The following is an 11,962-nucleotide window of genomic DNA, read 5'->3' on the forward strand; positions in this document are numbered from 1 at the left end:
CGGAGGTTTTGCCGTCATGCAACACAAGCACACCGCCCTCAAACGCCTGACCACAGCGGCCTTGCTAGTGGCGCTGGCCGGCTGCGGGGTCACCGACCGTATCGGCAAGCGCATGGAAGACAGCTGGGCGGCCGACATGCTGGCCGACAGCGAAAAGGTCATCCTGACCTCCGACGGCGGCAACCAGCTCAACCCCGATGCCGAGGGCAAGCCGCTGTCGGTGGTGATGCGCGTGTACCAGCTGACCGACCTCGAACGCTTCGCCGCGACCGATGCCGAGACCCTGTGGGACACCCCGGAAAAGGCCTTGGGCAACACCCTGGTGGAAGCCCGCGAGATCACCCTGCTGCCGGGCATCGGCCAGATCGACCAGTGGCCACTGGCCAAGAGCGCTCGCTACGTCGGCGTGGCAGCGTTCTTCCGCAACGAACAGGACGCGCGCTGGAAGGTCGCCTTCGACGCCAACTCGCTGCGCAAGGACGGTATCTGGTTCTCTTCCGACGGCCTGCGGGTGCTGGTGGACAACACCGAAATCAGCGCCATGCGTGGCGTCGACGTACTGAACAAACCGCCGACCGCCGACCAGCTGGCAGCCGCGCAGAAGGCCCGGGACAACGCACCGACGCTCACCGACAAGGTGCAGGACGCCGTGCTCGACAAGGCCAGCGATGCCGCCGGCAAATCGGCACAGAACACCATGGATTCAACCTTCAACTCTTTAGTGGATAGCGTCAAATGAGCAAGCAGAGCCGGGTGATGTGGTCGGAAGGCATGTTCCTGCTGCCCCAGCACTTCCAGTACCAGGATGAGTTCCACCAGCACCAGCTGGCCGAGGCGACCTTGCGCACCACCCCATTCCATTGGGGTGTGCAGGTACTGCAGGTGGATGAGGACGCCCTGGCCAACGGTTCGCTGCAGCTCAAGCGACTCAAGCTGGTGTTCCCTGACGGCAGCCTTTACGACGCACCGCAGCACGACCCGTTGCCGGCTGCCCGCGACCTCAAGGACCTGCTCAAGGCCAACGACCTCAAGGTTCATGCTGCCTTGAAGCTGCCCGAGCCATTCGGCCTGAACTATGTCGAGGATGGCCAGGAACACAAGGCCGCGCGGCGTTTCCGCAAGCAGTTCGATACCCTGCCCGACCTCAATGAAGGCGAGCTGGAAAACGAAATCACCAGCCTGCGCCTGAACGTGGTGCTGCTGGTGGACGGTGACAGCCTGGACGGCTACAGCCACTGCCCGCTGGCCAGGCTGACCCGCAACAGCATGGGCGGTTTCAATCTCGACCCGCATTTCGTCCACCCCACTCTGCATCTGGGCAGCCACGAGACCCTGGCCGGCATCGGCAAGCGCCTGCTCGGCGCCCTGCAGGCCAAGAGCAAGGCCCTGTCCGGCCGACGCCGCGAACGCGCCGACCAGATCGCCGAGTTCGGCTCCAGCGACGTAACCCTGTTCTGGCTGCTGAACACCGTCAACCGCGCCCACCCGCAGCTGGCCCATCTGCTGGCGCACCCGCGCCTGCACCCCGAGCGCCTGTACCTGTTCCTTGCCGACCTGGCGGGTGGCCTGCTGACGTTCACCCTGGACACCCAGCTCAGCGACATCCCCGAATACGACCATCACGACCCGGCCGCGTCGCTGGTCAAGCTCGACGAGATGATCCGGGTGATGCTCGACAACGTGGTGCCCAACCAGTGCATCGTCATCAACCTCAACCAGACCAAGCCGTCGTACTGGCAGGGCCAGTTGCACGATCCACGCCTGACCGAGGCCGACTTCTATATCTCGGTCCATGCCGACATGCCTGGTGCCAGCCTGCTGGAGCTGGTACCGCGGGCATTCAAGGTCGGCTCGCCGGAAGACATCGAGGTGGTGGTCAACAGCGCGATGCCCGGCGTCACGCTCAACCATGCCGCACGGCTGCCCAACGCAATTCCGGTGCGCCTGGACAACCAGTACTTCGCCATCGAGCCGCATGGCCATGTCTACGAGCGAATGATGAATGCCCAGACCATCTGCTTCTACGCGCCCAGCGCCTTTACCAACCTCAAGCTTGAACTGATGGCGGTGCTCAAATGACCGAAGCCGTATTGCAACAGGGCGCCGTCGCGGCCGCCAACGACAAACCGACGCTCAAGGACCTGGTCCAGGACTTCATCAGCATGGCCCTGATCGTGCGACGTGGTCGTCAGGTCACCTCGGTGCCGGCCTTCGAAGCCAGCGTGGAACGCTTCTTCGCCAACCTGGAACGCGACGCCCGCGCAGCCAACTACAGCGCCGAACAGGTCAAGGACACCCAGTACGCGCTGTGTGCCTTCCTCGACGAGAGCGTGCTGCGCGCGAGCGACAACCAGCTGCGCCAGCACTTCGAGCTGCAGCCGCTGCAGTTCCGCTACTTCGGCGTGCACCTGGCGGGTGAAGGCTTCTTCGAGAAGGTCGATGCGCTGCGTGCCGACGTCAAGCAGAACATCGATGTACTCGAGGTCTACCACCTGTGCCTGGCCTTGGGCTTCGAGGGCAAGTTCAGCCTCGGCCAGAAAGACCAGCTGCGCTACCTGGCCAATACCCTGGGCCAGGATATTGCCCGCTACCGCAAGGCGCCCAAAGCACTGTCACCGGACTGGGCACTGCCCGACCAGGTGTCGCAGATGCTGCGCCACGAGGTGCCGCTGTGGGTTTACCTGGCGCTGATCGCGCTGGTCTGCGTCGCCGTGTACCTGACGCTGGACTGGTTGCTGGACAAGGACGTCGCCGCCCTTTCCGAACAAATCCGCCAGCTGTTCAGTGCCTGAGCAAACGTCAGGTAGCCGAGTCAGGAAGACATGAAAACATTATTGCGCCTTTTGAAGAATTTCTGGTTTCTCCTGCTGCTGCTGTGGCTGGCGAGCCTGTTGACCTGCTGGTTGGTCGCCCCGTTGCTGCCATGGCTGCAACAGCACCTGCCCGAAGCACTGGCAATCATCAGCGCCTGCTTCCTGCTGGTGATCGTGCTGCGCCAATACCAGCGCATTCGCGCCGAGCACAACCTGGAGAACCTGCTGCAGATCGAGGTTGATCGCTCGTGGAATGCCACTGGCGAGTTCCGTGACCAGCAGGTGCTGCGCGAACGCCTCAAGCATGCCATTGCCATGTTGCGCACCGACCGCTCCGCTGGAGGCGGTGGCAAGGCGGCACTGTCCGATTTGCCCTGGTACCTGGTGGTTGGCATGTCGGCAGCCGGCAAGACCTCGCTGCTGACCCATTCCGGCCTGTCGGCCAGCATTGCCACGGCCAACGACAGCGAAAGCGGCACCCAGCACTGCGACTGGTACTTCAGCCCCGACGCGGTAATGATCGACACCGCCGGCCGCTATTTGCGTGATGACCAATCGGCCAGCGAGTTCTCGGCCTTCCTGCGCATGCTGCGCAAGCAGCGCGGCAAGGCAGCGATCAATGGCCTGGTAATGGTGGTCAGCCTGCCCGAGCTGCTGGCGGCCAACAGCGACGAACGCAATGCCCTGGCGGCCCAGCTGGTGGCGCGGGTGGAAGAGTATGCCGAGTGCCTCGACGCCAACCCGCCGGTCTACCTGATGCTGAGCAAGACCGACCAGTTGCCGGGCTTCAGCCAGGCGTTCGACGGCCTTGACCTGCATGAACGCCAGCAACCGCTGGGCATGACCTTCGGCCTGTCGGAAATCCGCAACAACGGCCTGCAGGCCGTGCTGCAGACGCGCCTGGGCAACCTGCAGAACCACATTCGCCAGCATGTCGACGCGCAGGTGATCGCCCTCGGTGCCGAAGCCGACAGCACCCTGCTGAACTTCCCGCAATATTTCGCCGCACTCAGCGGTGTCCTCGAGCAGTTCCTGGAGCACTTCACCCGCGGCCATCGCGGCGGTGCCCCGCTGCTGCTGCGCGGCCTGTACTTCACCAGTGCCCTGCAGACCGGGCAGCAGCTGGGGCAGGTATACGAAGACGTCATCGCCGACGAATTCGCCCTGCAAGCCGCCTACGATGAGCACACCGAGAACGTCGGCAAGGCCGCGGGCAACCGCAGCTACTTCATCACCGACACCTTCCGCCAGGTGATCTTCCCCGATCGCGACCTGACCCTGTACCAGTCGCGCCTGGGCCGCCAGGCTGCGTTCAGCCCGCTGCTGCTGGGCCTGGCCGCCGCCACCGGGTTGCTGTTCATCGGTTGGCAGGCACTGTCGTTCACCAATAACCGCCAATGGCTGGACAGCCTGCGCGGGCAGCTGGCGCAGATCGAGCAGGCAGAAGACCGCGAGCAGCAGCTGGCCGCAGGCAAGGGCCTGGAAGTGCTGCGCGAACAGATGGCCCGCGTCGAAACCCATCGCCTGCAGGGTGTACCACTGCCGTTGGGGGGTGGCCTGTACCATGGCGAAGCCATCCACCAGGTGACTCGCACCGCCTACCTGGCGCAACTGCGCAGCCAGGCGCTGGAGCCGATCGCACGCAGCCTGCAAGTGCAGATGCGGGCCTTCAACACCTTTGCCAACGGTATCAACCAGGAGCTGGAATTCACCCCGGCCCCGACACCGAAAAAACGCAACGGCAAGCCGCTGGCCCCGGCCATTGCAGCCAAGGCCCAGGCTGCGCTGGGCAACAGCCGCGCCGGTGCCTATGCCGCCAAGGTCAACCTGGCCACCGCCAGCGATGCCGCCGAGCTGTCTGCCACCACCGGTGGCCTGTCACTGTCCGAAGAAATGCTCGGGCGCCTCGACGAACAGCAGGTGGCCTCGATCATCGATGCCTACAACACCCTCAAGCTGTACCTGTTGCTGACCGAGCCCCAAGGCCATCCGGACCCGGCCTTCGTCGCTGCCAACCTGCCCCAGGCCTGGACCAACGCCGCCACCGAAGGCACTCCGGCCGACGCAGCCGTGATCGCAGAAAATGCCCCGCTGTACGTACAGTTGCTGGAACAAGGCCAGGCGCCGTCGTTGCCGCGTAACGAACAGCTGATCAACGAAACCCGGCAAAACCTCAAGTCGTTCATGATCTCCAGCTCGCTGGTCGATCGCGAGTACCTGCGCCTGCAACTCGAGTCGAGCCGCCAGTTCCCGGCCCTGAGCCTGAACGACCTGGTGCCGCAACCGGGCCGCGCGTTGCTGTATGGCTCTGCTGGCGTACCGGCAATCTATACCCGCCAGGGCTGGGATACCTTCGTCAAGCCGGAACTGATCAAGCTGGTGTCGGGCAACCTGCGCAACGAGTCGGACTGGGTGCTGGACGGTGAAGGTGGCGATGCCATCGTGCAAAAGGCCAACTTCGTGCGCGAGTTCATGACCCGCTACAAACGCGACTACACCCAGGCCTGGTACAAGATGGTCAGCAGCGTGGGGGTACGCCACTTCGCCGACCTGGCCTCGGCCACCCAGCAGCTGGGGCTGCTCAGCGATGTGCAGAACTCGCCGGTAAAGAACCTGCTGGCTGCGGTCAATGACAACACCCAGTGGGACCTGCCGGTCAAGCACGCCATCCCGGCCCCCGGTAGTACCCGCGATGACGGCTTCTGGAGCAAGGTCTCCGGCCTGCTCGACACCAAGGACGCCCTGCCCGCCAATGTCGCCCCGGCCCTGCCGGCGGTGGACGACGGCAGCCTGGCCAAGCGCTTCGAACCGGTGGCGCGGGTATTTGCCGTAAACAACGCCGAAGGCGCCGACAGCACCATCATGGACCGCTACCTGGCCGCCTTGCGCAAGCTCAAGGTACGCATGAACAACATCCAGCGTTCGCAGGATGTGGGCAAGAGCAGCAAGCAGCTGATCAGCGAGACCCTGGAAGGCCAGCCGAGCGAAGTCACCACCGTGCGCAACTACGTGGAAAGCAGCGTCGACACCAGCCAGGACGGCCTGTCGCGCTCGCTGCAGGGGCTGTTCAGCCTGCCTATCCAGTATACCTGGGCGACCCTGCGCGACCCGGCCGGCCAGCAGATCGCCAAGGCCTGGGCCCAGCAGATCGCCAAGCCTTGGGAACAGGTCATGGCACACCGCTACCCGATTGCCGGCAGCAGCCGCAACGAGGCGTCGGTAAAGGACCTGCAGCGCTTCGTCGACCCCGACAGCGGCCTGCTGCCGGCCTTCAAGCGCAACGAAATCGGCAATCTGGCCGGGGGTGAAGGCCTGGGTGTGGGCGACGGCAAGGCACCGGCGCTGGTCAACCCAGGCATGCTCAACAGCATCGACAAGGCCAGCTCCGTGGGCCAGGTGATCGCCAGCCTGTCGGACCGTGACAACGGCTTCGAAATCATGCTGGAACCTTCTGCCAACTTCACCGACATCGTGTTCACCCTCGATGGCCAGGAACAGCACTACCGCAACGGCCGCAGTAGCTGGAACCGCTTCGCCTGGCCGGGCACCAGCAACGCTCCGGGTGCCCGCCTGGATGTGGTCACCCTCAGTGGCGCGCGGGTCACCGTGTTCGACTTCCCCGGGCGCTGGGGCCTGCTGCGCATGAACGAAAGCGCCCGGGTCGAGGACCTGGACGGCATTCAGCAACGCTTCAGCTGGAACACCGCCAGCGGCCGCGTGAGCCTTGTAGTGCGTAACTTCGGTGGGGTGAAACTGACTGACCTGGGTGATGTCAAGGCGCTGAGCGCCCTCAACGACAGGGGCGCCCAATGATCGGTTGCTTCGGCAAGCTGCCGTCGAGCGCAGACTTCGTCAGCCTGCATGGCGCGGCGGAAGAAGTCTGCGAGTTCGACGCCTGGCTGCAGTCTGCGTTGGCGGCCATGCGCCACCGCGAAGACTGGCAGGCATTGTTCGACGCACTGCCGATGTGCTTCTTCAATTACCGCGCGAGCAACGGCAACTGGCTGCTGGGTGGCCTGCTCAGCTCGCGGGATGCCAGCCAGCGACGCTACCCGTTCTTCATCTTCCAGTTGCTCAAGGGCGAGGGAGCCACGATGCTGGTGAACCCGTTCACCCTCGGCGAGCTGTTCAGCGCGCAGATCAAGCCGATGCTGCACCAGGCGGTGCAGGGCGCTGACTGCGCCAGCCTGTTCGAACGCATCAAGGCCCTGCGGCCGCTGCAGGCCCAGGACCTCGACCTGTTCCGCCAGGTGCACGCCAAATTCCTCAAGGATTTCAGCTTGGCCGATGTCGCCCGCGCCCTGCTGCGCTCCTGGCCGGACTTCAAAAGTGACAAGGCGCTTGCGCTACTGCAGGCAAGCCGAGCCGTGCTGCACAACGATTTCGCCGGTGGCATCGAGCTGCCCTTGCCGGCCGAACGCGGCCTGAAAAACCCTACCGCCGACCTCTGGCTGACCTGGCTGACCCGCATGAGCCGGCAGCCCGGCGTGCCGGCGGTGAGCCTGCTGGCCGACGATTTCATGAAGCCACGGCTGTACTGCCTGCCGTCGCGCCACGCCAACTGTGCCTACCGCCTGCTCAGTGGTTGCGCCGAAGCAGGTCAGCATCTGGAGCCGCTCGACCCGCTGACGGTAGCGCCACGGCTGCACGATTACGACCGATCTCTTGAACATGTCATCGGCCAATTCGTCGATGCGCTGGATGCGACGCCTGTATGAACAAGATCAAGTACTACTGCCTGCGCTACCAACCCTACCTGCTGGGAGTGGCGTTCTTCCTGGCGATCTTCCTGGTCTGGGCCATCGGCTGCGCCCTGGGCTTCGCCTCGCTGCATAGCCTGCTGGCCGGTATCGGCGTGTTTCTGCTGCTGTCGGCAGGCTATGTACTGCTGCTTTATCGCGGCGCCGGCCAGCACCACAACCTCGAAGGGTTACTGCGCGACGATGCCGACCAGGCGGTACTCAACGCCACCCCCGCCGACCGCGAAGAAGTAAGCCTGCTGCGCGAACGCCTGCTGCAGAGCATCGAGCGCCTGCGCAGCAACACACCTCGCGGCACCTCGGCCAAGGACGCGCTGTACGCCCTGCCCTGGTACCTGGTGATCGGTCAGCCGGCTGCCGGCAAGAGCACGATGATCCTGCAGTCGGGCCTGAACTTCCCCTATGCCGAACGCGAAGGCGCACGGGTTGCGGGGCTTGGCGGCACGCGCAACTGCGACTGGTTCTTCAGCTCCGAAGCCGTGCTGCTGGATACCGCCGGGCGCTACATGAACAGCCCCGAAGAAGCCGGCAAGTGGCGCGGCTTCCTGCAGCTGTTGCGCCAGCATCGCCAACGCCGCCCTCTCAACGGCTTGATCGTCAGCGTCAGCATCGCCGACATCCTGCATGGCTCGGCCGAGGACCAGGACCGCGTGGCCAAGCGCCTGCGTGAACGGATCCAGGAAAGCTGCGCGCTGCTGGAAGTGCGCCTGCCGATCTACCTGGTGTTCACCAAGTGCGACCTGATCCCCGGCTTCACCCCGTTCTATCGCCAGCTTGACGACGCCGCGCGTGGCGAGGTGATGGGCAAGACCTTCTCGCACAAGGGTTACGAACAGGCCGACTGGGGCCAGCGTTTCGGCAAGGCGATGGACGAGCTGACCGGTTACTGGCAGCAGGTGGCGAACCAGCAACTGGTGCAGCAAGATATTCAGGTAACCCGGCAGAACAATGCGGCCTATCGCTTCCCGCTGGAGCTGGCCGCACTCAAGCCGCGCCTGCAACAATTCGTCGACAGCCTGCTGCGCGCCAACCCGTACCAGAACGCCGAAATGCTGCGCGGTTTCTATTTCACTGCCGCACTGCAGGCCGATGAAGCCCTGTGGGGCAGCCACGGCCAGCATGTGGCCGAACGCTTCGCCCTCGAACATGCCGAAGGCACCGCCACTGCCGTCAGCCAGCCGGCGCCGCTGTTCATCAACAGCCTGTTCCGCAAGGTGATCATCCCCGACCAGCACCTGGTGGCGCTGTACACCAGCAACACGCGGGAGCGCCGGCGCAAGGCGGGCTGGGTTGCCGCCACCGGCCTGGCAGCCCTGGTGCTGTGCAGCCTGTGGGGCTGGTCGTACCTGAACAACCGCGCCACCCTGGCCAGCATCGCCGGAGAACTGGCCCAGGCCAAGGCCGACGACCAGGCTGCCCGCGGCCAGTACGCCGCCTGGCATAGCCTTGACCGCTTGCGCTTCTGGGCCGAGCACTACTATCGGCAGCACCGCGAACAGGGCGTGCCGCTGGGCATGCGCCTGGGCCTGTACCAGGGCCATGAGGTCGAGCCGCTGCTGCGCAGCCGTTACTTCGCCACGCTGCAGAACGTGATGCTCAAGCCCACGGCAGACAACCTGACCCGCACCCTGTACCTGCTGACCACGATCAAGGTGTACCAGCGCAACACCCGCGAACTGCAGCCTGTGAGCGGCGTGGACAGCGTCGAGGCCGAGGCGCTGCCACATGACAACCGCGCGCAGTCGATCGCCGACTTCGGCAAGGCGGCGCTGGATACCTACGTGATGCTCTCGCCGGCCCGACGCGAAAACGCCGACCCGGCGTTTCTCAAGGCGCACCTGCCCGACTACTGGTACCCGGCCATCGCCCGCCATACCGGCAAGAGCATGGCCGCGGCCGCCAGCGAGGCTGGCGGCAACCAGAACTATCTGTACGCCAGCCGCCAGATCACCTTCTACAGCGACCAGATTCGTGAGCCGGATGTGCCGCGTATCCTCGACAACGCCTTCCTGATGTCCAGTTCGCGCAATTACATCGACAGCCTGCGCGCCCAGTCGCTGCGTTCGATCGAGACCATCACGCTGGAGTCCGACACCCTGTTCGCTTTCGGCCGGGCCGACTTCCAGAGCCTGAAGAGCGAGGGCCAGCGCCAGCTGAGCGCGATCGCCAGCAAACTGCTGAACACGCCCGACATCGGCAAGATCATCATTTCCGGCCACGCCGACCAGCTCGGCGACAGCCAAGGCAACCTGCAGGTTTCGAAACAGCGGGCGCAGACCATTCGCACCTACCTGGTCGGCAAGGGCGTACCTGCCGAACTGGTGGTCGCCCAGGGCGAAGGCAGCCGCAAGCCGCTGGTCAACTGCGACCTGCAGCAACCGCGAGCGCAACTGATCAAGTGCCTGGAGCCCAACCGCCGGGTGGAAATCGAAGTACGCGGGCTCAACTGAAGCCCGCTGCAAGAACCGGCTACCCGGGCCTCACAGGAGGAGGCCCGGGTGGCGGAAAGCTACCTCTGCCGACAGGTTCGGCGAGGTCAAAACCAAGGGGCGCATGAGCAACCCTTTAAATGTTGTTAATGGAGAGTTTCACAATGGCATTTGACGCGTATATCCAAATCGACGGCATCCCGGGCGAAGTACTGGATGCAAAGCACAAGGACTGGATCGAAGTGCTGGGCTACGAGTACGGCGCCACCCAGGCCACCTCGGCTACCGCCAGCTCCTCGGGCGGTGCGTCGTCCGAGCGTGTTGCCCTGAGCGACTTCAAGATCCGCAAGGCGGTCGACAAGGCTTCGGCCAAGCTGTTCGAACACTGCTGCACCGGCAAGCACATCGCCAAGCTGAAGCTGAACGTGAACCGCGCCGGTGGTGACAAGGTCACCTACCTGACCATCGACATGGAAGAAGTCGTGGTGTCCTCGGTGCGCTTCATCGCCGGTGGCAACCAGAACGGTGAAGACAAGGCTGTGAGCGACCTGCCGGTCGAAGAAATCAGCTTCAACTTCGCCCGCATCAAGACCACCTACACCCAGCAGAACCGCACCGACGGCCAGGCTGGCGGCAACATCGTCGGCGGCTGGGACCGCACCGCGAACAAAGTGTTTGCCTGATAACCTGCGTACCCGGGGGCCGCTACGGCGGCCCACATCCCACAGCGTGCCAGGTGACCTGGCACGCTGTTCATCTGCCATGACCAGAGTGTTTTATGCCTGAAATCCTCAATGACCTTTCGCTGGCAACGCTGACCGCACCCATCGAGGGTGGCAGTGGCGAAGACTTGAGCTTCTCTGCCTTGTTCGACCAGATCAAGGAGGCACGCCGGGCAGACCCTGACTACCTGACCCAGGGCGACTGGCAAACCGACCTGAAGACCGCCGACTGGGAGCAGGTGGTCAACCTGTCGGCCCAAGGGCTTGCGCAGCAAAGCAAGGACCTGATGCTGGTAGCCTGGCTCAGCGAAGGGTTGGCCCAGCGTGAACATTTCGAAGGCATCACCTTTGGCCTTCGGCTGACCGAACAGGTACTGGAAGCATTCTGGGACACGCTGTACCCAACACTCGAAGATGGCCTGGACGAACGCGCTGCGCGGCTGTCCTGGCTGAAGACCACGCTCACCGACATTGCCGGTGGCTTGCCCATTACCCAAGGGCAGAATTTTGGCGTGTTGCGCTATGACGAATCACGCTACGTAGAAAACCTTGCCTTGCAGAACCCCAAGGCAATGCAGACCGCGCTGAACGAAGGCAAGATCAACGCCGAAATCTTCCAGCGCTCGGTGGCGCTCAGCGACACCGAACACCTGCGCACCAAGGCCCTGCAGATCGCCGCCAGCCTGGAGGCCTGCAAAGCCCTGCAAGCCAGTGCCGACCGCCTGTTCGGCCATGAGGCGCCCAGCTTTGCCAGCCTTGCCGACATGCTGTCGCGCGCCAGCCAGCTGGCTGAAAAACTGCTCAAGGACCGCGGCGTCGAACTGCACCCCGCCACTGCGGCAGCGGCAGAGCCCGAAGCCACTGTTGCCCCCACCAGCGAAGCAGGTGAACCGATGAACACACCCGTCCAGGCCACCACGCCTGCGCCGATGCGCACGACGCCACTGACCCGCGACGAAGCCTTCACCATGCTTGCGGGTATCGCCCAGTTCTTCAAGCAGAGCGAACCGCAAAGCCCGGTGCCTTACCTGATCGAACGCGCCATCAAGTGGGGCAACATGCCGCTGGAAGGCTGGCTGAGCGATGTGATCAAGGACAGCAACGTGGTGGACAACATTCGCGACGTGCTGGGCACCCGCGAGCCAAGATCCTGATGCTGTATCGGCTACACCGGCCTGTTCACGGGTAAACCCGCTCCGCCCAGGTTGTACGCGGTCCCTGTGGGAGCGGGTTTACCC

General features: G+C 64.2%; 8 protein-coding genes. All 8 read left to right on the forward strand.

Going from position 1 to position 11,962, the window contains the following annotated elements:
- Window positions 1-16: 16 nt before the first annotated feature.
- The 8 genes from tssJ (at window position 17) to tssA (ending at window position 11,878) form a co-directional block, all read left to right on the forward strand.
- The gene (gene tssJ / locus QN085_RS13775; RefSeq protein ID WP_013972753.1) at window positions 17-739 is read left to right on the forward strand and encodes a type VI secretion system lipoprotein TssJ; all 723 of its coding nucleotides are present in this window, start codon (window positions 17-19) and stop codon (window positions 737-739) included.
- Window positions 736-2,079: a type VI secretion system baseplate subunit TssK gene (gene tssK, locus QN085_RS13780; RefSeq protein WP_013972754.1), complete on the forward strand. Its 1,344-nt coding sequence runs from the start codon at window positions 736-738 to the stop codon at window positions 2,077-2,079. Before tssJ ends, tssK begins: the two co-directional genes overlap by 4 nt.
- On the forward strand, window positions 2,076-2,792 hold the full coding sequence (gene icmH / locus QN085_RS13785) for a type IVB secretion system protein IcmH/DotU (RefSeq protein ID WP_023661181.1): 717 nt from the start codon (window positions 2,076-2,078) through the stop codon (window positions 2,790-2,792). The genes tssK and icmH overlap by 4 nt, the downstream gene beginning before the upstream one ends.
- A gap of 30 nt (window positions 2,793-2,822) precedes the next feature.
- Complete coding sequence (locus QN085_RS13790; RefSeq protein ID WP_023661180.1) at window positions 2,823-6,626, forward strand: type VI secretion protein IcmF/TssM N-terminal domain-containing protein; 3,804 nt, start codon at window positions 2,823-2,825, stop codon at window positions 6,624-6,626.
- Window positions 6,623-7,531 carry a type VI secretion system-associated protein TagF gene (gene tagF, locus QN085_RS13795; protein WP_013972757.1) on the forward strand — a complete coding sequence of 303 codons (909 nt, stop codon included), beginning with the start codon at window positions 6,623-6,625 and terminating at the stop codon, window positions 7,529-7,531. The genes QN085_RS13790 and tagF overlap by 4 nt, the downstream gene beginning before the upstream one ends.
- Window positions 7,528-10,023 (forward strand): type VI secretion system membrane subunit TssM, encoded by a 2,496-nt coding sequence (gene tssM, locus QN085_RS13800; RefSeq protein WP_023661179.1) that lies wholly within the window; start codon window positions 7,528-7,530, stop codon window positions 10,021-10,023. Before tagF ends, tssM begins: the two co-directional genes overlap by 4 nt.
- 143 nt (window positions 10,024-10,166) lie before the next feature.
- Window positions 10,167-10,685, forward strand: coding sequence for an Hcp family type VI secretion system effector (locus tag QN085_RS13805; RefSeq protein WP_013972759.1), 519 nt, complete (start codon window positions 10,167-10,169; stop codon window positions 10,683-10,685).
- 95 nt (window positions 10,686-10,780) lie between these two features.
- A complete protein-coding gene (gene tssA, locus QN085_RS13810; RefSeq protein ID WP_013972760.1) occupies window positions 10,781-11,878 on the forward strand; it encodes a type VI secretion system protein TssA in 1,098 nt (365 codons plus the stop codon).
- The last annotated feature ends 84 nt before the right edge of the window (window positions 11,879-11,962 follow it).

This window comes from Pseudomonas sp. M2(2023) (assembly GCF_030263955.1).
Lineage (GTDB): Bacteria > Pseudomonadota > Gammaproteobacteria > Pseudomonadales > Pseudomonadaceae > Aquipseudomonas > Aquipseudomonas asiatica.

What these genes read in the sequence shown, in the direction of transcription:
- tssJ (WP_013972753.1), top strand. Translation starts at nt 17, where the DNA reads ATGCAACACAAGCACACCGCCCTCAAACGCCTGACCACAGCGGCCTTG.
- tssK (WP_013972754.1), top strand. Translation starts at nt 736, where the DNA reads ATGAGCAAGCAGAGCCGGGTGATGTGGTCGGAAGGCATGTTCCTGCTG.
- icmH (WP_023661181.1), top strand. Translation starts at nt 2,076, where the DNA reads ATGACCGAAGCCGTATTGCAACAGGGCGCCGTCGCGGCCGCCAACGAC.
- QN085_RS13790 (WP_023661180.1), top strand. Translation starts at nt 2,823, where the DNA reads ATGAAAACATTATTGCGCCTTTTGAAGAATTTCTGGTTTCTCCTGCTG.
- tagF (WP_013972757.1), top strand. Translation starts at nt 6,623, where the DNA reads ATGATCGGTTGCTTCGGCAAGCTGCCGTCGAGCGCAGACTTCGTCAGC.
- tssM (WP_023661179.1), top strand. Translation starts at nt 7,528, where the DNA reads ATGAACAAGATCAAGTACTACTGCCTGCGCTACCAACCCTACCTGCTG.
- QN085_RS13805 (WP_013972759.1), top strand. Translation starts at nt 10,167, where the DNA reads ATGGCATTTGACGCGTATATCCAAATCGACGGCATCCCGGGCGAAGTA.
- tssA (WP_013972760.1), top strand. Translation starts at nt 10,781, where the DNA reads ATGCCTGAAATCCTCAATGACCTTTCGCTGGCAACGCTGACCGCACCC.